19 protein-coding genes and 1 pseudogene are annotated in these 25,000 nt (G+C 38.6%); 19 read left to right on the top strand and 1 reads right to left on the bottom strand.

The features are described 5' to 3' along the window. The first annotated feature begins 115 nt into the window (after positions 1-115). Together HMPREF1528_RS08160 and HMPREF1528_RS08155 are read left to right on the top strand one after the other, a co-directional pair. Positions 116-475, top strand: coding sequence for a four helix bundle protein (locus HMPREF1528_RS08160; RefSeq protein ID WP_016479373.1), 360 nt, complete (start codon positions 116-118; stop codon positions 473-475). A 26-nt stretch (positions 476-501) separates the two neighbouring features. Beyond that, positions 502-1,682: pseudogene (locus HMPREF1528_RS08155) on the top strand (proline dehydrogenase family protein). 13 nt (positions 1,683-1,695) lie between these two features. Here HMPREF1528_RS08155 and HMPREF1528_RS12645 read toward each other — a convergent pair. Further along, entirely contained in the window at positions 1,696-1,959 is a 264-nt protein-coding gene (locus HMPREF1528_RS12645) for a hypothetical protein (protein ID WP_157464898.1), read from the bottom strand. Positions 1,960-2,318: 359 nt separating this feature from the next. Between HMPREF1528_RS12645 and HMPREF1528_RS08145 the strand changes: the two genes are divergently transcribed. The 17 genes from HMPREF1528_RS08145 (at position 2,319) to HMPREF1528_RS08065 (ending at position 24,828) form a co-directional block, all read left to right on the top strand. Continuing rightward, on the top strand, positions 2,319-3,197 hold the full coding sequence (locus HMPREF1528_RS08145) for a cell division protein FtsX (protein ID WP_002672636.1): 879 nt from the start codon (positions 2,319-2,321) through the stop codon (positions 3,195-3,197). A 27-nt stretch (positions 3,198-3,224) separates the two neighbouring features. After that, positions 3,225-3,476: a DUF3098 domain-containing protein gene (locus HMPREF1528_RS08140; RefSeq protein WP_009410262.1), complete on the top strand. Its 252-nt coding sequence runs from the start codon at positions 3,225-3,227 to the stop codon at positions 3,474-3,476. Between the two features lie 2 nt (positions 3,477-3,478). After that, entirely contained in the window at positions 3,479-4,288 is an 810-nt protein-coding gene (locus tag HMPREF1528_RS08135) for an undecaprenyl-diphosphate phosphatase (RefSeq protein ID WP_002672638.1), read from the top strand. A gap of 405 nt (positions 4,289-4,693) precedes the next feature. Beyond that, the gene (locus tag HMPREF1528_RS13090; protein WP_016479370.1) at positions 4,694-5,233 is read left to right on the top strand and encodes an RteC domain-containing protein; all 540 of its coding nucleotides are present in this window, start codon (positions 4,694-4,696) and stop codon (positions 5,231-5,233) included. A 10-nt stretch (positions 5,234-5,243) separates the two neighbouring features. Next, positions 5,244-5,519, top strand: coding sequence for an RteC domain-containing protein (locus tag HMPREF1528_RS13085; protein WP_016479369.1), 276 nt, complete (start codon positions 5,244-5,246; stop codon positions 5,517-5,519). A 344-nt stretch (positions 5,520-5,863) separates the two neighbouring features. After that, a complete protein-coding gene (locus HMPREF1528_RS08120; protein WP_016479368.1) occupies positions 5,864-6,274 on the top strand; it encodes a helix-turn-helix domain-containing protein in 411 nt (136 codons plus the stop codon). Next, positions 6,246-8,324 (top strand): bifunctional DNA primase/helicase, encoded by a 2,079-nt coding sequence (locus HMPREF1528_RS08115; RefSeq protein ID WP_016479367.1) that lies wholly within the window; start codon positions 6,246-6,248, stop codon positions 8,322-8,324. The genes HMPREF1528_RS08120 and HMPREF1528_RS08115 overlap by 29 nt, the downstream gene beginning before the upstream one ends. 63 nt (positions 8,325-8,387) lie before the next feature. Continuing rightward, positions 8,388-8,729, top strand: a complete 342-nt coding sequence (locus HMPREF1528_RS08110) for a helix-turn-helix domain-containing protein (protein WP_016479366.1) — start codon at positions 8,388-8,390, stop codon at positions 8,727-8,729. 52 nt (positions 8,730-8,781) lie between these two features. Then, positions 8,782-10,269: a DUF3945 domain-containing protein gene (locus HMPREF1528_RS08105; RefSeq protein WP_016479365.1), complete on the top strand. Its 1,488-nt coding sequence runs from the start codon at positions 8,782-8,784 to the stop codon at positions 10,267-10,269. 32 nt (positions 10,270-10,301) lie between these two features. Further along, positions 10,302-12,419: a type IA DNA topoisomerase gene (locus HMPREF1528_RS08100; RefSeq protein ID WP_016479364.1), complete on the top strand. Its 2,118-nt coding sequence runs from the start codon at positions 10,302-10,304 to the stop codon at positions 12,417-12,419. A gap of 175 nt (positions 12,420-12,594) precedes the next feature. Further along, complete coding sequence (locus HMPREF1528_RS08095; RefSeq protein WP_016479363.1) at positions 12,595-13,458, top strand: type IV toxin-antitoxin system AbiEi family antitoxin; 864 nt, start codon at positions 12,595-12,597, stop codon at positions 13,456-13,458. 41 nt (positions 13,459-13,499) lie between these two features. Then, positions 13,500-13,973, top strand: a complete 474-nt coding sequence (locus HMPREF1528_RS08090; protein WP_002676212.1) for a DUF1896 family protein — start codon at positions 13,500-13,502, stop codon at positions 13,971-13,973. Beyond that, on the top strand, positions 13,960-19,503 hold the full coding sequence (locus HMPREF1528_RS08085) for a helicase-related protein (protein WP_016479362.1): 5,544 nt from the start codon (positions 13,960-13,962) through the stop codon (positions 19,501-19,503). Before HMPREF1528_RS08090 ends, HMPREF1528_RS08085 begins: the two co-directional genes overlap by 14 nt. Before the next feature lie 217 nt (positions 19,504-19,720). Further along, the gene (locus HMPREF1528_RS08080) at positions 19,721-20,788 is read left to right on the top strand and encodes a PKD domain-containing protein (protein WP_016479361.1); all 1,068 of its coding nucleotides are present in this window, start codon (positions 19,721-19,723) and stop codon (positions 20,786-20,788) included. 24 nt (positions 20,789-20,812) lie between these two features. Beyond that, positions 20,813-21,742 (top strand): hypothetical protein, encoded by a 930-nt coding sequence (locus HMPREF1528_RS08075; protein ID WP_016479360.1) that lies wholly within the window; start codon positions 20,813-20,815, stop codon positions 21,740-21,742. Next, positions 21,696-22,346 (top strand): hypothetical protein, encoded by a 651-nt coding sequence (locus HMPREF1528_RS08070; RefSeq protein ID WP_034567981.1) that lies wholly within the window; start codon positions 21,696-21,698, stop codon positions 22,344-22,346. The genes HMPREF1528_RS08075 and HMPREF1528_RS08070 overlap by 47 nt, the downstream gene beginning before the upstream one ends. Before the next feature lie 4 nt (positions 22,347-22,350). Continuing rightward, positions 22,351-24,828 (top strand): AAA family ATPase, encoded by a 2,478-nt coding sequence (locus tag HMPREF1528_RS08065; RefSeq protein WP_016479358.1) that lies wholly within the window; start codon positions 22,351-22,353, stop codon positions 24,826-24,828. Positions 24,829-25,000 lie beyond the last annotated feature (172 nt).

The following is a 25,000-nucleotide window of genomic DNA, read 5'->3' as shown; positions in this document are numbered from 1 at the left end:
TGCTGAATAGTTAATGATTAGTGGTAAATACAGTGATAAAAATAATTAAGAAAAAGTTTGTTTCTTTCAAAATAAATAGTAACTTTGCCTCAACTAACCAGTAGCATATAGATTTATGAAAGAAAGTATTTTAAAATCAAAGAGCTTAGCTTTTGCTATCAGAATTGTTAATTTTTATAAATATCAATGTGAAAATAAGAAAGAATTTGTGCTCTCTAAACAACTCTTGCGCAGTGGCACTTCAATAGGTGCAATGGTTCGTGAATCAGAACACGCCGAGAGTAAAGTAGATTTCGTTCATAAGTTATCTATTGCCCAAAAAGAAATAAATGAAACACTGTATTGGTTAGAATTACTATTCGAAACAAAATATATTACTCTAAAAGAGTACGAAAGTATTTCAGCTGATGCTGTAGAACTCATCAAACTGCTAACCAGTAGTATCAAAACAGCAAAAACTACAATTAACCATTAATCATTAATAATTAACCATTAATCATTATGAGTAGATTTTCCGATACCCAAACCGCTTTTGCCCTCAAAAGCCAATCCGAACTCAACTGGGCTTACCGCCTTTTTAAACTTATTGGCAGTAATACCCTTACTCGTGTGGGCACTGCCCTTACCAACTTCTCCTTAAAACTGCGCCTGCCCGTCGAAGGACTCATCAAGCGCACCGTCTTTAAGCAGTTCTGCGGAGGTATCTCCGAACAAGACTGCCTTCCCGTAATCCAAAAGATGCATCAAAAAGGAGTAGCTCTGTGCTCGACTATTCCGTAGAAGGTAAAGAAGACGAATCCTCTATAGAAGCTACTTTCGAAAAAACAATGGAAACCATCGATTTTGGTAATCTCCATCGCAACGAAGGTATTCCTATTGTGGTATTTAAACCTACGGGATTTGGGCGTTTTGCCATCTTCCAAAAACTCACCGAGAAAAAAGCCCTTACCCCCGAAGAAGAAAAAGAATGGGAGCGCATCAAATCTCGTTTCGACGCAGCCTGCAAGCGCGCCTACGAGTATAAAATTCCTATTTTGGTAGACGCTGAAGAAAGCTGGATGCAAACTGCTGCCGATGACCTCGTAGAAGAGATGATGCAGAAGTACAACAAAGAAGAACCTATCGTATACAATACCTTGCAAATGTACCGCCACGACCGTTTGCCTTACCTAAAAGAACTTTATGAACGTGCCGTAGATAAAGGCTTCTACATAGGCGTAAAAATCGTACGAGGTGCCTATATGGAAAAAGAAAACGAACGCGCTGCCGAGCTAGGCTATCCCACTCCCATTTGCCCCAGCAAGCAAGCAACCGACGATAATTATAACGCTGTTGTGCGCTATATTATTGACCATATCGATAGGATTGCGCTCTTTGCAGGTACTCACAACGAAGAAAGTGCTGCTCTGGTAATGGATTTGATGCACAAAAAAGGCTTGCAACCTAACGACAAACGCGTGTGGATAGCACAACTCTACGGTATGAGCGACCATATCAGCTTCAATGCCTCTAAGGAAGGCTATAACGTAGCCAAGTATTTGCCTTTTGGTCCCGTGCGCGAAGTAATGCCTTACCTTATCCGCCGAGCCGAAGAAAATACCTCAGTAGCAGGGCAAACAGGACGTGAACTCACTTTGCTAAAAGCAGAGAAAAAGCGCCGAAAAGAAACTGCTAAACAGTAAAAATAAGTTTTTATTATTCTTTGTAACTCTCGTTTTTGCACTTCTTGCAAAAACGAGAGTTATTTTTATTCCCAATTACTACCCTCTTACCTTCGCTCATTGTTCGTTTTTTGTTCGTCATTTCTCTATCTGCTCGTGCGGCTCGCACCGTCATTTGTTCGTTCTTTGTTCGTTCTTTGTTCGTCTTTTGTTCGTCTTTTGTCCGTCTTTTGTTCGTCATTTGTTCGTCTTTTGTTCGTCTTTTGTTCGTCTTTTGTTCGTCTTTTGTCCGTCTCACTTTTCCGTTACTACACTCCCTCTCCTTGGGAGAAGTCTCTGAATAGGAGAGTATGTGATTGGGGAGAGGATATTTTCTTCGTCTTTTGTTTATCTGCCCGTGTGGCTCGCACCTGTCCGTGTGGCTCGCACCTGCTTGTGCGGCTCGCACTGCCTATCGTGCTACGACCTCGCATCGGTTTCCTTTTAAAGCTTGTCCCCCTTCGGGGGTTCGGGGGCTTTCGTCACACCGTCACTTATCACTTACCATTGATTTGGTATTTTTGGCATTATTGGCATTATTGGTATTAAATTAGTTGCTAATTCAAAAAAAAGTTGTACTTTTGCGTGATTTTCTATCTTAAAACAAAAAATATAAGAATGGCACGTTCCATCGATTCATTTAACAAACGAAGATTAATTACCTCCTATTTTTCGGTAATAGTGAGCATTACCTTAGTGCTCTTTCTTATGGGCTTTTTTAGTTTTTTAGTATTAAGTGCTAATAAATTAGCCAATTACTTCAAAGAGCAAGTAACCGTTACTGTCTTGATAAAGGACGACGCTAAAAATGCCGACATCGAACAGTTACAGAAAACTCTTTCAGTAGCGAGTTTTGTAAAGTCAGTGCGTTTTGTATCAAAAGAAGTTGCTGCCGAAAAGTTCAGTAAGGATATCGGCGAAGATTTTGTTACCTTCATCGGTACTAACCCTCTGCAAAACACCATCGATTTAAGTCTAAAAGCCGAATATGCCGAGCCCGATAAGATGCGCGAAATCAAACGTGAGTTAGAGCAAAACTCTTTTGTTACCGAAGTAGTATATGACCAATCTTTGGTAGCTCTTATCCACGAAAATGTGAACAGAATAGGTATTGTTACATTAATTTTCAGTGCCCTATTCACTTTTGTATCTATCTTGCTTATCAATGCCTCTATTCGCCTCTCCATTTATTCCAAACGTTTTATCATCAAAACAATGCAATTAGTAGGGGCTACGCGCAGTTTCATACGCCGTCCGTTTTTATGGACAAATGTACGCTTGGGCATTCTCAGCGCTCTAATAGCTATAGTGCTTTTCTATCTATCGCTTTTGGCTATTGTAAAATCATACCCTGAATTTAATATCTTAATGGACACTGGTACTTTAAGCATTGTTTTTATAAGCATTATAACCATTGGGATACTCATCAGTTGGCTAAGCACCTATTTTGCTACACAACGTTTCTTAAACCTCAATACCAACGACCTTTATTATTAACCATTAATCATTAATAATTAATCACTGATGAAACATCATTCAACTTTCATTTTTGAAAAGAAAAACTATCTTATTATGGCTATTGGCTTAATAGTAATAGCCCTTGGTTTTATAACAATGAGCGGTGGTGGTAGCGATAATCCCGCTGTGTTCGACCCCTCTATTTTCAATTTCCGACGTATTCACTTAGCTCCTGCTTTGGTACTTTTAGGTTTTGCCATTGAAATTTACGCCATTCTAGTAAATCCTAAAACTGATAAAAAACAAGACGAAAAATAAGAATGAGTACACTGCAAGCTATTATTATTGCTATTATCGAAGGACTCACCGAGTACCTTCCTATCTCATCAACCGCACATATGGGTTTTACCGCTGCCCTTATGGGAATGCCCGATGATGAGTATTTAAAAATGTTTCAAGTTTCCATACAGTTTGGTGCTATCCTATCGATAGTAGTACTGTATTGGCGCAAGTTCTTCGACTTTTCTAATTGGAACTTCTATTTCAAATTAGCTTGCGCCGTTATCCCTGCTCTTATATTAGGTAAGCTTTTCGATGATAAGATTGAAGCAGTTTTGGGCAACCAAAAAGCGATTGCTATTACCCTGATTGTGGGCGGTATTATCCTTATTTTTGTAGACAATTGGTTCAAACATCCTACGATTCACAACGAGAAAGACATCACAATAAAGAAAGCCGTTACTATTGGTTTTTGGCAGTGTTTAGCAATGATGCCAGGCACTTCGCGCTCTGCTGCTTCTATTATTGGTGGAATGACGCAAGGGCTCACTCGCAAAGCTGCCGCTGAGTTCTCTTTCTTCTTAGCCGTTCCTACAATGCTGGCTGTAACCGTGTATTCTATTTTCTTGAAGAAATGGGGTACTGCCCAGGAGAAAGGCTACGAGCTGATAATGAAAACTGATGAGAGTTTTTGGTTGTTTATCATAGGCAATGTAATAGCTTTTGTGGTAGCAATGATAGCCGTGAAATTCTTTATACATATCCTCACCAAATTTGGTTTTAAAGTATGGGGCATTTACCGAATTGTTATTGGAGCAGTATTACTGATTTATTTCTCAATTAACAATTAGTTATTTTTCCCTCCTACCCTTACCTTTTACTTTTTACCTTTTTGTTAAAATTGAAACTACTTTTATAATCTATTCAAAATAAAGAAGATACAGGAATTACAATAAGAGTAGGTAACGATTTAGTAATGGTTCTTATTTCATTTGATTATACCTATTTTCTCAGTAACTTCTGGGTGCAAAGGTACAACATCTTGACAAGATAACCAAAAAATTTTACCTTTGCACCCACAAACGTGCGTTGCTGCATAGGCTTCTACAGAAGCCTATGCAGCAACGCACGTTTGCGTGGAGCTAATTGTAAATCTCCTGCAAACTAGCTGTTTAAAAAATGAAGATTTTTTTTAGTTTGCGTATATCATTGTTTTTTTGTAATATAGCGCAATAAATCATTTAAAAAATTAATTTATGTTTCAACAAATTTTGAATCAGTTGGCTGTAAGAGAACGCCAAATCACGCTGGATGGATCCGCCGTGGTTAAAGAATCTTTAGAAATGGTACAGTTCCTAAAAGACCTCTTAAAGGAGGCTAAGGGAGAGGTACAGCAACGAGGTTTTATGGACCAAGCAGAAGAGATACATTTCTTCCGCGAGGTACAACCTCAAATGGTTAGCAGACTCATTTTCTACAATGAGGTTTACCAGATAGAAAGTAAAGTAACTTTACTCTCTACTGAGGCAGCTAAAAAGTTTCTAAAAGACAAAGAAGCCCAATGTTTTAAAGAGTTAGAGACTTTAGAAGCAACCGATTTCTTTAGTTACATTGCTTTAGGAAGAACTAATCGTGATGTAGAGTATTTTACTCGCAATTACGACTACTTTCCTCAAAGCAATGAGGGGTATTTATTTTCTTTTGATGGAGCCTTTTCTACTTGTCGTAGCTTTGAAGTTGCTAAGATAGGGGCTGCTAAGGAACTCTCTGATTATCTTTTTTTTTCGTACTCGTGAAGAAGAAGATATGCCTTTAGAAATTCTAAATCTCTTAGAATGGACAGGGCAAAAGACTGAGCTCATAGAGCTAATCTATAGTTTGTATGCTACCAATCGCATTTCATCAGGAAAAATTTCTATCAAGAAGCTAACTGCGGTATTTGAAAAGCTCTTCAAGGTAGAATTGGGAGATCTGTATCACACTTTTCATCGTATGAAAGGACGCTCAAAGAACCTTACACCTTTCCTCGATGCTTTAAAAGCGGCTTTACTAGATCATATAAACAACTCCGACCAAAAGTAGTTTTGCTAACTTCAAATAAAAACGTTTAAACATTGTTTAATCAGTTTTTTAGGGAAATAGATAGTTTCCCTTTTTTAGGGAGAAGGATTTATAATCAAATATTATATTCATTATTTTCAATTATATTTATTATTTTCAATTTAACTCTTCTATGGAAACTCCCTACACACACTTTTACCTCCATTTCTGAAAAAAAGCCCATTATAACCCATTGGCATTTTTTATACATTTCTTCCTATAAAAGTAGTTTATACTCCAAAAACACGTTACAATTATCTTGTAATACACTCATAACCAATAAAATAAATAAAAATCACTTCAACTGCGTTAAAATGCACATTTCAATGGGTAGTACTTGGCAGTTTATGTTTGGTATTTGTCAGAACTTTGTCGCCGAGAATTTAACCCTATACGTAATGAATTTAATCACCATTGAAGAATCCGCTTGGAAAGCCCTTATGGAGCAACTCCAAAGCATTGAAAACCAAATCAAACAAGAGCCTATTGAGTGGGATAGTTTGTGGCTTAACCAAAAAGAAATCTGTCAATATCTCCACCTAAGTGAGAAAACCCTATGGCGAATGCGCAAACGCAATGAAATCACCTACTCCAAAATTTATGGACAGTATTTCTATACCTTGGGAAGCATTCGCAAACTCCTTATCAGTCAATCGGTAGAAAACACTGAAAGCTACCTGCAATCTCTCACTCAAAAAGCCAAAGGTTATGTTGAAAAAGCAAGATATTTTAAGTAGAACCGAAGGAGGACTACAGGTCTTTCAGCACTATCTACAAGGCAGCTGGCGGGTAGGTAAAAACTTTAAAAACCCTTTTTATGACGATAAAAATGCTTCCTGCAATATCTATAAGGACAGACAGGGGATTTATAAGATGAAAGATTTTGGCAACGATACTTTTAGGGGTGACTGTTTTTTCTTAGTAGGTTATCTCTATCAATTGGACTGCCGAAATGCCTCTGATTTTATCGAAATCTTAAAGATTATCAATAGAGATTTACATCTGGGTTTAGAGGAATCCACCTCTATAATTACACAAAAACCTAAAATACCACCTACTATCACCATAGAAAGCACTCAAGTAGAAACCAAAAAATCTATCTCTTACCAATTCACCCAAAAACCTTTTACCCAAGAAGAATTAGCCTATTGGCAGAAATACGGCATCACCCAAGAAATCCTAAACAAATACAATGTAATCTCTTTGCAAAGCTATTCAAGTATTAATAAAGACGGCAAACCTTACATTATTGCCTCCACTTATAATGAGTGGATGTTTGCTTACCTTTTTAAAAAGCATTTAAAGGTCTATCGTCCTTTTTCTAAACTGCGTTTTCTCTATGGAGGTAATCCCGAAAACTATTGCTTTGGTGAGTCTCAGCTACCACTACAAGGCGACATTCTTTTTATCACCGCAGGTGAAAAAGATGTAATGAGCTTAGCCAGTAGAGGCTTTTCGGCTATCTGTTTCAATAGTGAAACAGCACACATTCCTTTACAAAAACTCCAAAAGCTAAAAATGCGATTCCGACATTTAGTCCTTTTGTTTGATAGCGACGAAACAGGTAAAAGAGCCTCTTTAGAGCAACAAGCCCAATTAGCACCTTTAGAAGTATTTCGTTTGGTCTTACCTCTTTCAGGTACTAAAAAGGATAAAGATATATCTGATTATTTTGCGCAAGGTAAAACGGGTAGAGACCTATTGCAACTCTTTTATCAGACCCTTAGCAAACACTATGAAGAAAGCCTATCACTACTTAAAAACTGCGAAATCCAATGGGATAAACCTCCCCAAAAGCAAGAAATAATCATCTCTATTGGCAAAACTCCTGTAGGAGTACAGAGTAGTTTATTGGGTATTACAGGAGGCGAAGGCACAGGCAAAAGTCATTATGTAAGCGCCCTCATTGCAGGTTGTCTTAACAGTAAGAACCTTCCTATTGACACATTGGGCACAACGCTACTGCCTTGCCCCAAAGATAAAGTGGTGCTATTTTTCGATACAGAACAGTCTCAAGACCAGCTCTATCAAAACATCAGCAAACTGCTTAAAAGAGCTAAACTAACCTCTCTTCCTAATTTGCTACACGCCTTTTGCCTCACCCAACTCCCTCGCAGAGAGCGATTAAAGGTCATTCGTGAAGGCTTGGAGAGTTTTTACTACCAATGTGCAGGAGTGCATTTGGTGGTCATCGATGGCATAGCCGACCTTATTGGAGCTGTGAATAACGAGCAAGAAAGTGTGGAACTCATAGAAGAGCTTTACCTTTTGGCAGGTAATTACAAAACCTGTATCGTATGTGTGTTACACCTCACCCCCAGCGGACTTAAACTCCGAGGTCATTTAGGCTCTGAACTACAACGCAAAGCAACAGCAGTGCTTTCTATCGAAAGGGAGAAGAACAGTCCTATCTCAGCGGTCAAACCGATGAAAATACGCAATGGCAGTCTTAGCGATACCCCACAAATACTTTTTAGATGGAATAATGAGCTGGGAATGCATAGTTATGTAGGCAATCAGAAAAACGAAGACCAAAAACCTAACAAAGCCAGTACCTTAGCCTCGTTAGTTTCTCCTCTTTTTAAAGAGCGAACTTTGTGGACAGTTCAAGAGCTGAACATAGAAATTCAAAAAAGGACTGATGTAAAGGAACGCACCGCAAAAGGTTATATCCGCACCTTAAAGGAAATGGGCATTTTAGTTCCTCAAGAGGGTAATGACCAACTCTTAGGAATGGGCTGTGTGCTAAAAGAACTTTTGGAGGATAACAAGAACTCACAAGGATAAGAAGAACTTTTAGGTGTTCTAAGATTAAGATCTAACAATCGAAGTATTAAACAAATATAAAAAATGGAAATCGACAGAATAGAATTTATAGCGTGGATGGAACGCATTATGGATCGTTTTGATTTGCTTAAAGAGCAAATAGACAAAGCTGAGAAACGCAAAAACAGCTTGGATGGCGAGGAACTCTTGGACAATCAAGACTTGATGCTCACCTTTAAAATCTCTGCACGTTCCCTGCAGAGGTATCGCTCCAATGGCAAACTGCCTTATTATACCATATCAGGCAAAATATACTATAAGCTCTCGGATGTACATCAATTTATCCGAGAACATTTCAGTGTGCCTGTAACAGCTTTAAAAGCCAAAAACGGAAATACTATGCCTAAAAAGGACAACCTCTCTTAAACGTCTTACAAAGGGAGTAATTTTACCCCCAAATTAAAAAGATGTTTAAATAATGGCAGAAAATCAACACGCCGATACGGCAAATTACGACAATCAAATCCCAGTGGATGAACAACTATCAGATATCCTACTGGTATTTGACAAAGAAGAAAAACAGCTTAAGGCTGTAAAAGGAATTGATGAGAAAGGAGAGTTAAAAACGGCTCCTGCTGACAGCAAATCCTTGGATGACTTTATGAAAGTAGACAAGCAAGGTAATATGCTGTCTAATTTCTTTAGCAACTTTATGCGCCAAGCCCAGAACCCTTCTCGTTTTTCTTTCTTTAAAATACCGATAGAAAAATCGGTAAATACGATAGAAAAACTCCAAAACCATTTGGCAAAGCTCACTGAAAAGGGTAAGGAATACCTCAAGAAGTACGAAGTCTCTCCTCAAGAGTATGTTCAAAAAGAGCAAAAAGCAGCTACTCTAAAACAAGAAGGAGAGACTACCGTGGCTCATACCCCTCAGACCCCTCCTGAAGCTCCTGTTCAAGCGCAAGCACAAGAAGCTCCTGCTCAGGCACAATCTCAAAGTACTCCTGCCCAAGAGGAACTCAAGTACAACCCTGATGCTATTGATTGGGAAACGTTACAAAACTTAGGGGTGAGTCGAGAGTCTTTAGAGAAGAGGAACCTATTAGAGCCCCTCTTGAAAGGCTATAAAACCAATGAACTGGTGCCTATTAGTTTCAATTTAGGCTCTACAGTAACCCGTTTTGATGCTCGTCTGTCCCTAAGGGAAGTTGATGGAAAAGTAGCAGTAGCCATTCACGGGATGCGCAAGGAACCACAATTGGATTATCCTTTCTTTGGTCACGAGTTTTCAGAAGAGGATAAAAAGAACCTGCTTACCACAGGAAATATGGGACGTACAGTTGAGCTTACCAATACCAAGACAGGAGAAAAAATCCCTTCTATTATCAGTATTGATAGGCTCACCAATGAAATCATTGCCTTGCGCAGTGAACACATCAAAGTCCCCGATGAAATCAAAGGAGTCAAACTCTCTGAGGAGCAAAAACAAACGCTCAAAGAAGGCAAGCCTCTGTTTGTCGAGGGAATGACCTCTAAAAAAGGAGAGCCTTTTAACGCAACCGTGCAGTTCAATGCCGACAAGCGTTATGTGGAATTTCTTTTTGAAGACAAAGCTCCTAAACTTGCTAATCAAGAGAAACTCACTGAGGCTCCTACAGTCATACGAGGAGTAACTCTTACCGAAGAGCAACACAAGGAACTGAGCAAGGGTAATCCTGTTTATTTAGAAGGTTTACAGAGCAAAGCAGGTAAAACTTATAGCGGTTATTTTACTTTTGACAAGGACAAAGGCAAAGTAGAGATGAGCTTTAACAATCCTCAAAAGGACATTACAGATAAAGTTTCTTCTACCAAACAAAAAGCTGAAACTTCCAAAGCTAAAGAAGAAAAACAACCTCAAAAGCAATCAGAAAAAACAGCTCAAAAAGAAACTGCTAAGAAGTCCAAAGGACGCAAAGTATAACTCTAATTTTTAACCTCAATACACGTAGAAAAATGAAAGTTATATTAGCAGAAAAGCCCAGTGTAGCAAGAGAGATTGCCGCTATAGTGGGGGCAAGTGAAAAACAAGATGGGTATTTGCAAGGTAATGATTATGCTGTTACTTGGGCTCTGGGACATTTAGTGCAATTAGCCCTCCCAGAGGCTTATGGTTGTGTAGGATTTCACAGAGAACACCTGCCCATTTTACCTCATCCCTTTGTGCTGGTACCCAAGCAAATCCCTGAAGATAAGAAAGGCTACAGGTCAGACCCTATGGCTTTAAAACAACTTAAAATCATTGATAGCCTTTTTAAGAAGTGTAGTTCCATTATTGTCGCCACCGATGCAGGTCGTGAAGGAGAACTGATCTTCCGCTATATCTATGAATATTTGCACTGTCAAAAACCTTTTCAAAGGCTTTGGATTAGCTCCTTAACCGAAAAAGGTATCAAAACAGGACTTGGCAATCTGCAAGAAGGAAGTGCTTTTGATTTGCTGTATGCCTCTGCTCAAAAGCGTAGTGAGGCTGATTGGCTGGTGGGTATCAATGCTACCCAAGCCCTGAGTATAGCCGTAGGTGAAGGGATTTATTCCTTAGGAAGGGTGCAAACACCTACCTTAGCAATGGTTTGTAAAAGATTTTTAGAGCACACACATTTTCAAAAGAAACCTTTTTATCAATTACGACTCAAGCACCAAAAAAGCTATACTGATTTTTTCAGTATCTCAGCTAAAATTGAGGATAAAAAGGAAGCTGAAGCCTTACAAAAACAATTAGAAAAGTCTCCTATGGCCGAGGTGATTTCCACTGAAAAAGAAGTGGTAAAAGAACAACCTCCTTTGCTCTATGATCTAACAGGTCTTCAGAAAGAAGCTAATAAAAAATGGAACTTTTCAGCCGATGAGACCCTGCAAATCGCTCAAAGTCTCTACGAGCAAAAATACATTACTTACCCACGTACTGGTAGTAAGTACATCTCAGAGGATGTATGGGAAGAAATCCCACAGCTGATACGTTTGTTACAAGAAAGTGAGGCATACGCCAACGAAGCTAAACTTGTGAAAATTGGGACGCTGAATAAGAAGATGGTTAATGATTTGAAAGTAACAGACCATCACGGACTTCTTATTACAGAGCGCTTTCCTACCAACCTTACAGCAAAAGAAAACACTATTTACAAGATGATTGCCACCCGACTTTTGGAAGCGGTATCTGAACCCTGTGTAAAAGAAGTGCAAAAGACTCTACTGGAGGCTCTGCACACTGACTTCTTGGTAAAAGGTGTTCAAGTGTTACAAGCGGGTTGGCGCGCTATCGGTGGTTTTTACTCTGATGAAACTGCCAAAGACAGTGAAAAAGACAATGAAGGTGATAGCAATCAAGTGCTGCCTGAACTTGTACAAGGAGAAAGTATAAAGATTAAAGCCGTTGAAATCCTTTCTAAAACCACCCAACCTTCTGCTTTATATACCGAATCAGGACTGTTGGGGGCTATGGAAACAGCAGGAAAGGCCTTAGAAGATAAGGCGCAACGTGAGTTATTACAAGGAGCAGGTATAGGTACTCCAGCCACACGTGCCGCTATTATCGAGACGCTTTTAAAGCGCAATTATATTGAGCGCAAACAAAAGTCTCTTATTCCTACCGATAAAGGAATGCAGGTATATGAGTGGGTAAAATCACTTACTATAGCCGATGTTGCCCTTACAGGCGAATGGGAAAGTCAATTGCAAAAGATAGAACAAGGAGAGCTCTCTCCCGATAGTTTTTCTTCGGATATGGAAGCCTATACCCATAGTCTTACTGATATGTTTTTGGCTATGGATATACCCCAAAAAGAAAAACTCAAAATCACCTGTCCTAAATGCAGAAATGCTTCCTTATTACTGTTTGAAAAGGTAGCCAAATGCCCTGATGAGGACTGTGGTTATGTGCTTTTTAGGAATGTATGTGGCAAACCTCTTACTGATGAGTTGCTCAAAACGCTCTTTGAAAAAGGAAAAACACCTCTGATAAAAGGAATGAAAAGCAAATCAGGCAGCACTTTCGATGCCTATATACGTCTGAAAGAAAATGGTGAAACTGCTTTTGAGTTTCCTGAGAAAACTTCCAAAAAGCGAAAATACTAACAAAAGTTAGGTAAACTTTCAGTAAAGAAAGTCTGTGAGCTAACACAACGGATTATGTACCATAGCCTAAGTGAAGTTTAGTCCTCCTGTTGATAACTTTTTGTTCCAAAATATTTGCTCTTTAGAAATAATATAGTACTTTTGCAAATGTTTTGCAACAATATATATTTTCAATATGAAGGGACTAACCATACGAAAGTGGATACAATCATTGGAGGAAAAGGGTATTTACAGCTTTTCTATGCAGGAGCTAAAAGAGGTATTTGCTCACCTTAAAGAAAAAACTATTCTCAATACTTTAGGGACACTTAAAAAGCAAGGAAAGCTCTTGCCTCTTTGGAATGGCATCTATAGCATCGTCCGTTTTGTGGACATTGGTAATGCTACTGATAACAGAGCTATCAGAGAAGAGGGAAAACCCTATTTCTACATTGAAACACTGATGCAACACCTAAAAAGGGAATACTATGTAGCCCTACTCAGCGCAGTAGAAGTACATCTATCTCCCAAAGAGGCTTTACAGGCAAATGAAATTACAGTGATAACCTCCTTACCTCCGCTGAGAGATTCCTTTAGGGGACAAAGTAAGATTCGTTACCTTGTCAAAAAGGATATCAAAAACTTAAGAGAAATAGGAGTAAAAAGAAAAACCTTACCTTTTTCTATAGAGGAAAGAACTTTGCGGGTAGCCTCTTTGGAGCTCACTGCGGTTGATTTGCTCCTCTATGAAAAAGAGATAGGAGGCATTCAAAAAGCAGTAGAGGTAATTCAAAGGATTAAAAAACATCTGAGTTGGCAAGAACTTCCTACAGAGGTAATCTTCTCTACACCTGTTTCTATTTTCCAGCGCTTGGGCTATGTTCTTTCTTTTATCAAGGAGAAAGAACTGGCCGAGAGGCTCAAAGAGAGAGTTCTTAGCACAGGGAAAAAATTTAGAAGAACCCTTTTAAAAACAGATGTCCCTGAAAAGGGAGGAGAGCCTTTTTGCCCTATTTGGAAAATCGTGGTAAATATATCTTTGCAGAACGACACTTTGTAAAAATCAAAAATTTGTTGAACCCATTAAAAGTAATTTTAACAATGAAAGAAACACAAACCAAACCCCAGATCACTGACAGTACCTTAGGGTCATTGTCTTATTACGAGTTAAGACTCAAAGAGCTGTTACAAACGAGCTTTCCTAATCTTTTAGCTGACACTGTCTTTATCAAGGACAGAAGTGAGTATGCTGCGCAGGCTTACCAAGAGGCTTTTGAAGCGGGTATCAGTATTCCTGAATGTGATAAAATAGCCTCAGGAGTACTCTTCGATGGGCTCTTCTTCTCTCCCTTTGATATGGTTTTTGAGGTCGTTTCTCAGGAGTTCGATACTCAATTAGCCGATGAGGATTTGCGCCCTTTTGCCTTAAAAATCTTCCCTGAACTGGTTCCTTACTTTAAAAAGTACGAGAATGAAATTGATGAGGATTTTCAGCACTCTGCTGCCTATCAATCCCTCTACACAGAACTTACGGGTGCCATCGAACTATGGATAGAAGAAAATGGCATATCTTAAACGACTGAGCTTTAATCGCAATGCTCGTGCACTAGCATTGGCTTTCGATTTAGAGAAGCAAAAGCGCACGCTTCTAAGCCAAGAAGAGCGAGAACTCTTGCAACACTATTCAGGCTTCGGGGGATTGAAGTTTATCCTCAATCCCCACCAGTCTGAAGCTGATTTAAAGTACTGGTCAAAAGCTGACCAAGTCTTTTGGCAAGATGTAAGGAGTCTGTATGCCCTTATTAGAGAACATTCCGCTGATGAAAGGCAATACCAAAACTATGTACAAAGCCTTAGAAATTCTGTACTAACGGCTTTTTATACCCCAATGCGTCTTACCTCGGCTATCGCTTCAGCAATAAAGGAAACAGGCGTACCTCTGCAAACAATGTTAGAACCTTCGGCAGGAGGAGGCAATTTTATCCGTGCTTTTAAAGAAGAGCACCCCTCTCTTGCGGTTACTGCTTTTGAAAAGGACTTACTCACAGGCAAGGTGCTCTCTCATCTTTACCCTCAGGAGCAAGTACATATCGATGGCTTCGAACAAATCAGCCCACTGAAAAGGAACCAGTTTGATTTGGTAACCAGCAACATCCCTTTTTCCGATACCGCTGTCTTTGATTTGAGTTACTCTCGTAGTAGCGATCCTGCTAAGGTACAAGCCTCCCGTAGGGTGCATAACTACTTTTTCTTAAAGGGCTTGGATATGGTAAAGGAAGGGGGACTCCTTGCCTATATCACCTCTCAAGGGGTAGCCGATAGTCCTCAAAATGAGATTATCCGCCAAGCGATGCTCTCCAATGCGCGCCTTGTCTCTGCCGTGCGCCTGCCTAACAACCTCTTTACCGATTATGCAGGTACCGAAGCAGGAAGCGATCTTATCATCCTTCAAAAAGACAGTCAAAGAGGCGCTTTAAACCCTATAGAAGAGCAGTTTTGCAATACAGCAAGGCTACCACAGGGGATGCTACAAAACGAGTATCTTTCACAAAGAGAAAACGTTATTTGTACGGATGCTCTTGCAGGCACCAACCTATACGGACAGCCTGCAATGGTCTATACCCATAGTGAAGGAGTAGAAGGTATTGCCAAGGAGATAAAAGAAAGAATCCTAAGCGATTTTAAAGCACATTATCTATCGCCTGAAACAGCACAACAAAGCCAAACAACACAAATTAAGCTACAAGAGGTTAATTCACAAAAAATTGAGGTAAAGGAAATTGAGGTAAAAAAGGTTGAACGGCAAGAATTTATTGAAATTGAAAGCAAAATCAACGAGCCTTCCTTTGTTATTTCCAATGCTAATCTCACCTCTAAAGAGTCAAAAGAAATTAAGAATCAAAAAGTTGAACCCAAAGTCGTTCAGCTAAGTCTCTTTGATTTTCTATCAGAGCAGGAAGCCACCGCTACTTTAGCGAGCCCTCCCAACATTTCAGCTAAAACAGTCCCTACTATACCCACAGGAGCTAAAAAGAAAACAAAGAAGAAAACAACTACCTCTCAATTAGGGAATGCTCAAAAGTTAGACTTGTTTTCTTTTACTTATCCTGTCAATCAAGGGAATGAAACAGAGGTGCTTTCAAAAGCTTCTCCTGCTTTGTATTACACGCCTCCTGCGGTATCATTACTAAAAGAACCTGTATCTTTTGAGGGAGAATATTTGCCTCATTTCAGAGAAGATACTTTGGTAGTACAAGCCGATACGGTGGGCTTTTTGCAAGATCTCAATAAGAACAAAACAGCTGCTACCTTTGTGCCTCTTGCACTTTCTTCTTTGGAAAGACAAAAAGCCATTGCCTATATCGCTCTGCGTGATACTTATGCCAATTTGTACCATAAAGAGGCTACTACCTATACCCCTTATCCTACGGAAAGAGAAAATCTTAACGCCCTTTACGATACTTTTGTCAAGAACTATGGTCGGCTAAATAGTGCTGATAATATCAAGCTAATAAAAACCGATGCCTCAGGCGCTGAAATCCCTTACTTAGAGCGTATCAAAAACGGTGTTTATCAAAAAGCAGATATCTTTCACAAGCCTGTGGTATTCTCTCTGAGGAAGAATGAAAACATTTCTGCTGAAGAGGCACTACTCACTTCCCTAAGTGAATTAGGCAGGGTGGATATTCCCTACATAACTGAGCTTTCTAACACCAATGAGGAAGAAGTCAAAGCACAGTTACAGGGCAAACTCTTTTACAATCCTATAGAAGACGAATACCAAATTGCTCAAAAGTGGCAAGCGGGGGATGTCTTTACTAAAATCAAAGCCGTAGAAGCATATAAAAATACTCACTCTGAACATCCTAAACAATCAGAAATTGAGCACGCTTTAGAGGGACTCAGGCAGGTAATTCCTACCCCTATTCCTTTTGAAGAATTAGATTTTAACTTGGGAGAGCGTTGGATAGCCCCACAAATCTATAGTGATTTTGCCTCTTCGCTTTTCGATACCAAGGTAGGTGTGCAATACAGCGCTCAAACCGATGAGTTTTCAGTAGAATGCCGACAAAAGAACTTACATATCTGGGAGAAATACGCTGTAAAAAGTGAGAGCAGAACCTACGATGGTATTGCCCTCTTCAAACACGCCTTAGTAAATACTACCCCTGATATTACCAAGAAAATCAAGATAGACGACAAGGAAGTCAAGGTGCGCGATATGGAGGCAATTCAACTGGCAAACAGCAAGATTGATGAAATACGCAATGCTTTCCCTCTGTGGCTCTTAGAGCAGAGTCAGGAGTTTAAAGACCGCTTAGCTGAGCAGTACAATCAGTCTTTTAACTGTTTTGTACGTCCGCAGTACGATGGTTCTTTTCAGTCCTTCCCTGGACTCGATAGAGAGAGTTTAGGCATAGAGGATTTGTATGATAGTCAGAAAGATGCTATTTGGATGATAAAGCTCAACAATGGGGCGATTTGCGACCACGAGGTAGGTGCTGGTAAAACCCTTATTATGTGCTGTGCCGCTCAAGAGATGAAGCGTTTAGGATTAGCGCACAAACCGATGATTATAGGGCTTAAAGCCAATGTACACGAAATAGCCGAGACCTATCGCCGTGCCTATCCTTTTGCTAAAATCCTTTACCCTGGCAAAGAGGATTTTACCCCTCAAAAGCGTTTGCGTATCTTTGGAGACATCAAAAACAATGATTGGGATTGCGTGATTCTCACCCACGACCAGTTTAAGATGATACCGCAATCCCCCGAGGTGCAACAGAGCATTTTGCAAGAAGAACTCCAAGATGTTGAAGAGAGTCTTTGGCAGTTGGAAAAACAAGGCAGTGAAGTCTCTCGTGCGATGATTAAAGGAATGTATAAGCGTAAAGAAAACCTAGAGGTAAAGCTCAAAACCTTAGAACACGACATCAATGAGCGCACCGATGATACAGTAGATTTTAAGATGATGGGCATTGACCACCTCTTAGTAGATGAAAGCCATAAGTTCAAAAACTTAATGTTCAATACAAGGCACGATAGAGTGGCGGGATTGGGAAACTCTCAAGGCAGTCAAAAAGCACTGAATCTGCTTTTTGCCTTGCGAACTATTCAAGAGCGCACTGGCAAGGATATGGGGGCTACTTTTCTATCCGGAACAACTATTTCCAATTCACTTACTGAGCTTTATTTGCTTTTTAAATACCTGCGTCCTCAAGCCTTAGAAAAGCAACAAATTCACTGTTTCGATGCGTGGGCAGCGATCTATGCTCGTAAGACCACCGATTACGAATTTTCAGTGGCTAATAACATTGTGCAGAAAGAACGCTTCCGCTACTTTATCAAAGTACCCGAATTAGCGCAGTTTTACGCCGAAATAACTGATTATAGAACCGCAAAGGATGTTGGGATAGACAGACCCGAAAAGAACGAAATTTTACACAATATACCCCCTACACCCGATCAAGAGGTATTCATTCAAAAACTAATGGAGTTTGCCAAAACGGGTAATGCAACCCTCTTGGGACGTGCACCACTATCCGAATCCGAGGAAAAAGCCAAAATGCTTATCGCAACTGATTATGCGCGTAAAATGTCCTTAGATATGCGAATGATCTCCGATAAGTATGAAGACCACCCCGATAACAAAGCCTCTCATTGTGCGATGAAAATCAATGAATATTACCAAAAGTACAAAGCGCAAAAAGGGACTCAGTTTGTCTTTTCTGATTTGGGTACTTACAAGCCTAATGAATGGAATCCTTACACTGAAATCAAACGCAAATTAGTAGAAGACTATGGCATTCCTGCTCACGAAATCCGTTTTATCCAAGAGGCTAAAAACGACAAAATGCGCAAACAACTCATCAGCGACACCAACGAAGGCAAGATACGGGTACTCTTTGGATCTACCGATATGCTTGGCACAGGAGTCAATGCGCAGAAAAAAGCCGTTGCTGTACACCACTTGGATACCCCTTGGCGACCCAGTGACCTGCAACAAAGGGACGGACGTGCCATTCGTAAAGGCAATGAAGTAGCCAAATATTTTGCTGATAACAAGGTGGATGTGATTATCTATGCCGTTGAAAAATCTTTGGACTCATACAAGTTCAATCTACTGTTTAACAAACAGCTTTTTATCGACCAGCTTAAGAACAATAAGTTAGGTAAACGAACCATTGATGAGGGAGCGATGGACGAAAAGTCGGGAATGAACTATTCTGAATATGTAGCTATTCTCTCAGGAAATACCGATTTGCTCGAAAAAGCAAAGTTGGAAAAGAAGATTGGGGCTTTAGAGAGTGAAAAACAAACGTTCTTACGCTCTAAATACACCTCCAAAAACCGTTTAGATAACCTCTGTAGCGATTTGAAAGCCCTACAAGATCGCTTGTATCGTTTTCAGACGGATTGGCAAAACTTTTCAGATAAAGCCGTACGCCGAGAAGATGGCTCGGTAGTCAATGCCTTGCGCTTGGAGGGTTTAGACGAAAAGAGCAGTGTAAAGCAGTTAGCCCAAAAATTACAGGACTATGCCCAAAACGCTCGTACCAAAGGCGAATATCAAGAAATAGGAAGTCTTTATGGTTTTCAGATATTGGTAAAGACTGAAGTCTCCAAAAAAGACGAACTTGACCTAAAAGAAAACCGCTTTTTTGTACAAGGAGAAGGTGGTATCAAGTACACCTATAACAACGGACGATTGGCAAGTGACCCTAACTTGGCTGTGATGAATTTTGTCAATGCCATTGAGAAAATCCCTGCAATGATGGAAAAGGAAGAAAAAGAGATTGCTCTTGTTCAAAAGGATATTCCTCTCCTAAAGGAAATCATCGAAAAAGTATGGGGCAAAGAAACACAGCTCTCCGAGCTTAAAACTGAGCTCTCAGCCCTCGATAGGAAAATACAACTTTCGCTCTCCTCCGATACTCCACAAGAGGCTCAAGAAGGAGCCGAAAAACAAGAGGTACAAGAGGCAGAAGAACTCAATAAAGAGCTATCACAAGAGAGCCAAAAAAGCGAAACTCAAGAAACTCCAACTCCTACGAAAGAGTTTGTAAGAGAGACTCTTAACAGAAACTCTCGAGGGTTTAAAATGTAGCATTTATTCCTTAAAGAACCTGTATATCTCCATTTTGAAAATCAGCAGAACTGATATTTTGCTGGTTTTCTTTGTTTTTATATACTGCTGATAAATAAGTGTTTATAATTTTCATATAAGCTAAAAACGAAAATATATTTGAATTTCGTTGGTTGTTTCGTCAAAAAATACTAATTTGCGCCTCTAATTTACTATTGTTTGTTTAACAAGAAGATATATGAATTATAATTCTACTGGTTTTTTTCCTAAATTTGACCCTAAAATCTATTGGAGTTTTGGAGTACTCCTTTGTCTTGGTATTTTCTTATTCATTTTCCAATGCTCTCGTCACGTAGATTGCGAGGAAGCTAACTTCTATGTCTTTGCCGATAGCTATGCTGTGAAGGAAGTCATTGAGTTTGGTGATAAAACCAAAAATGCTAAATCGTGGAAATGGGATTTTGGCGATGGTTCTCCTGCCGATTTTAGACAGCGTACTTTCCACACCTATGAAAAGACTGGAGAATATGTGGTAACTCTTACTATCAATGGCTCTTGTACTTCTCAAAAGGTGCTTACCATTACCTCTCTCAATCAACAAGTAGGCTACCTGCCTACTATCAAAGCTCCTGATGTGGTCTTTTTAGGTGAAACCACTAAATTCATAGGACAAAAACAAGGAGGCATCTCATTCGAGTGGAGTTTTGGAGAAACTTCCTCTACTGATGCTGTGGGTGATTCTGTAACCTATAAGTTCAAACGCGTAGGACAAAAGAAGATTACCCTTATCGTCAATGGAGATTTAGACCACATTGCTACCAAAACTATCTATGTAGCTCCCAAGCACGTTGTTGCTAAAGAACCTATAGATATGGAGAGTTATGTATATGAACAACCTCATAGCGATTTTTCGCTGCCTATGGGCAAAGCACAGAAAGACCCCTTGGTAGATATGCTTACCAATATTCCCGTAGCTCCTAAAACTCCTAAAAAAGAAGACACACCTCCTTCTACAAAAAAAGTCCCTGATATTTCTAATGAGCAGTTTATCCTGCTTCTCAATGGGGTAGCCTCTCAAGCTAAAACCAAAGATGATTTCAAAGACTATCTTTGTGAGAACTACCAAGTCCCTGTAGTTATCAATGACGATAAAATCATGCCTTTTGCACAGTTTTGTAAAGAAATTTCTGGAAAGAAAGTAAAAATAGAAAATTTGCGCCTGCAAAAGGACGTTAATAACGCTTGTATCCAAAATATATATGTTTACTATAAGGTAAAAGGCAAGATATTCTGGAAAAAAGGATAATAACAATTTAAAAATATAACAATTATGAGTACACTTGACTTATTCGCTTCAAAAATTAGAAGTACTTTATACAAATATAACAATGGAATTTCCCAACTCCCATTAGAGCAATTACTCAAAGAATGTCAAAATGAATTAGATGACTTGAGTAAAAAGAAAATAGACTCTAAACCCAATCAGGATGGAAAAGAGAAAATTAGACAAATCAAAAAGAAAGTTGAAAGTAAAATAAATAATTTAATTCGTCAAAGTAAAAGAAAAAAAGCTGATATTGAAGATTTGAATTTAAGGATTGATACATTAAAACAATATGTAAGAGAGCTCGAAGTACTTCTTATGAGTGACTTAAAGTTCAAATTTGTCAGAGATATCAAAGAACCAAGATTTGAATATGATGGACAGAATGCTAAAGTCTTTTTTTCTTCTGAAGCTAATATGCTACACGAACTAAAACATGCTTTTCAATTTGAAACAGGAAAAATAGACTTTATCTGTATCGATGGAGAATCTTCACCAGGACTCATCTATGATTATACTGATGAAGAAGAAGCTTTTAAAGTAGAATATGCCTACAAAGGTGTCTTGAAATTTAGAATTAAACTTTCTAATGCTGAATATATGAAAGAATTAGAAGAAAAAATCAAAATAAATAGAGAATTTTTAAACGATAAAGATGGGGTTGGAATAAGAGAAATTAAAAAGATGAAAGATGTAGAATATAATATTTTAGTCAAAATCTCTGATAGATCTTTAGATGGAGTTGGACTTTATGAAAAATTATCTATTTCGTCATTAGATAAAAATTCACTAATTAAAGATATTATCTATAATAATTACACAAAAAGAACTCAGATGGTTAATAAATTTAATTTTAATCAAGAAAACAACGAACAAACCTATATTGAATATGTTAAAATATACAAAAAAGAAGAGTCTGTTATCTATATTAAATAATATATATATAATTTTTATGGTACTTGTGAGTATTTGCGGATTTTCACAAAATAAGGAAAAAGTTTTTATTACTTATCCAATAGAAAATGCAAATGATTTAGATTTGTCAAGAAGTCATAAACTTATAATGGGAGATGATTATATTTGCATTTTACAACCTCGTTTTGGATTATTTCCTGAACAGAGATATTTTTTCTCATTCATAAAAAAAGATAGTATTATTTTTCTTAAAAATAGGCATGATAATAATTCTTATGAAACAAGAAAATGCATTGAAAATCCCCTCATAGAACAATTTATTAATAGTCATATTCAAATGATTTCTGAAAATGAACTACTATTATTAGGAGAGAAACGTCCTTATTATTCAGAGAAATATATCAAACAGGTGCTTGGATACAACTATTTTAAAGGATTAGATGTTCTTTTTTTAGATAATCAAATTGTAACTGAAGATAGCCATAAAATACAAAAGTATCTAAAAAAAAATATGAATAAAATTGATTTTAAAATGAATTATTTAAAAGGGAAAGATGCTATTGCAAAATACGGTGCCAAAGGTCTTTTTGGAGTTCTTGAAATTTATTGTACAACAAAAAAATAAAACAATGGAAGAAAATAAATTGAGCTATGCCCCAGAGGTTACTAAAGCATTGGAGATAGCACAGAAAATAGCTCGTGAAAATATGAACGCTCGTTACTCTGGCGGACACTTATTGAAAGCTGTTCTCAACAGAGATTTACCACTCTTAAAACTCTTGGAATCTAAAGGAGTCGATGTGTTCTATTTAGAAGAATGGGCTGAAGTGCGCATTGAGGAAGCTCTAAAAGCTACCAACACTTATTCCTGCGACCCCGATGAAGTGATAGACACTATCTTCACTGAAGCAGAAGCTATTCGGGAAATTTTAGATGAAGAGGAAATCTCCTTATGGGATGTATTTGTAGCATTGAGTACTCAGGGAGTAGCTTTTAATTTCGACCAAATGAAAACCTATCCTGTAACTCGTGCCGAACTCTTAGAAACGACTCCTCTTCCTGCTACCTCTGCCGAAAAACCTTTCTTTTCTGCTTCTCTTTCTTCCACGGCTAAAGGTTTTTTGCAAAAATACTGTGTTAATAAAAAAGATGTCCTCAAAGCTAAAGTCTCAAAAGAAATACCTGTTGGCAGAGTTGCCGAAACTCAAAAAATTACCGAAATACTGTGCAGATTTAGCAAACAAAATGTGCTTATCATAGGCGATTCAGGTATAGGAAAAACTACCCTTATCAATAGTTTTGTACAGAAGGTTATAGCAGGTCAAGTCCCCGATGTGTTGTCTAACTTAGCTGTATTTGAATTGGATATGGGAGCTCTCATAGCAGGAGCCTCCTACAAAGGAGAGATTGAAGACCGTATCAAGAACATAGCCCAAGAACTCAAGCAATATCCTAAATCAGTACTTATCATCGAGGAATTACACGCACTTTTAGGTAACTCTTTTGATTCCTCTATGGCAAATCTACTTAAAAGTGAACTTACCAAAGGACTCACTGTCATAGGCACTTCTACTATCGATGAATTTACCAAGAAAATAGAAAAATCAGGTTTAGAACCTTTGTTTGAAAAGGTAGAATTGCAAGAAAGTGACGATGAGACCCATTTTAGAATGCTCCGTCAAACCCTTTCAGCTTATGAGACCCACCATCATATAGCCATAACCGATGAGGCAATTTGGGAAGCCATACGCCTTTCTAAAAGGTATTTAAAAGAGAAAAGTCTGCCTGCCTCAGCGATAGACCTCATAGACCATACAATGTCTGTTGTGAAAACAGCAGGAGCATCTTTCTTAAAAGAAAAAAATGCCTTGCTTACACAAATAATTCACTTGGAGGACAATACACAAGGTTTTACAGAAGAGCAACGCAAAAAGAACGCTGCTTGGTTATTGAACGATATCAAACAACGCATTCCCTTTTTGTTAGATGCCTCTACCCTTTTAGAAGAAGAACAAACTACTACTTTTGAAACTGCTGATAGCTTATTGAACTATAGTCGCAAACTCATTGCCGAAGCTGAAAAAGTGGCTCAAGAGAAACGTTCTTACATCACCGAATGGGATTTAGCCGTACTCATCTCTCAAAAAACGAATATTCCTATAGGCAAACTCAAAGAAGAGGAAAAACAGCGTTTGAGTGATATGGATGCTATTCTTTCCGAACGGGTAGTAGGGCAAGACCACGCTATTGCTATTATTAGTGAGGCTGTACTCGAAAATCGCTCTGGATTGAGCAAAGCAGGACAACCAATAGGTTCTTTCTTCTTTTTAGGCCCTACAGGAACAGGGAAAACAGAATTGGCTAAATCTTTAGCCGAATTCCTTTTCCAAGATGAAAACGCCATTATCCGTTTCGATATGTCGGAGTTCAAAGAAGAACACTCAGCAGCCTTACTCTATGGGGCTCCTCCAGGGTATGTAGGTTATGAGGAAGGTGGTTTATTAGTGAATAAAATCCGACAAAAGCCCTACTCTATCGTACTTTTTGATGAGATAGAAAAAGCCCATACTTCAGTATTTGATGTATTCCTACAAATAATGGACGAAGGGAAGTTGCACGACCGTTTGGGTAAAGAAGGTGATTTCTCTAATGCCATTATCCTCTTTACCTCCAATATAGGCTCTGACTTTATTGTCAAATCCTTTACTGAGGGGAATATTCCTTCCTCATCTACTCTTTTGGAGATAATGAGTCGTTATTTCCGACCAGAGTTTCTAGGACGTCTTACCGAGATAGTACCTTTTGCACCTATTAGCAAAGAAAATGCGCTAAAAATCTTTGAAATACATTTGAAAAAAGAGCTTTTAAACCTAACAGAAGGTATAAACATCTCACTTGATATTGCTCAAGAAGTAAAAGAGCATTTAGCAGAACAAGGCTATGATGCCACCTATGGAGCTCGTCCTTTAAAAGGTATCATTCGTGCCAAATTACGCCGTCCTTTGGCTAAGAAACTTGTAGCAGGTGAATTTAAAGAAGGAGATACTATAGAGGTACTCTGGGAAAATAATGAAGTCGCTTGGAAAAAATCGAACATAACCGAATAAATAGAATGAAACTCATAAAAATACTTTTCGTTACTTTTAGTACAATTGCATTATCATCTTGCTCATCAAGCCGTTACCTTGCTGAGCTTCCTTATCATTACCCTACCGATGCTTTCTACAAAGCAGTATTAGCCCAAAAGAAACAAATCAATGAGCAATATACCTTGGTAGA

Origin of the sequence: Capnocytophaga sp. oral taxon 336 str. F0502, assembly GCF_000411575.1 — a bacterium.
Classification (GTDB): Bacteria; Bacteroidota; Bacteroidia; order Flavobacteriales; family Flavobacteriaceae; genus Capnocytophaga; species Capnocytophaga ochracea.
Note: the sequence above shows the minus strand (reverse complement) of the source record. Positions and strands in the feature narration are given on the sequence as shown.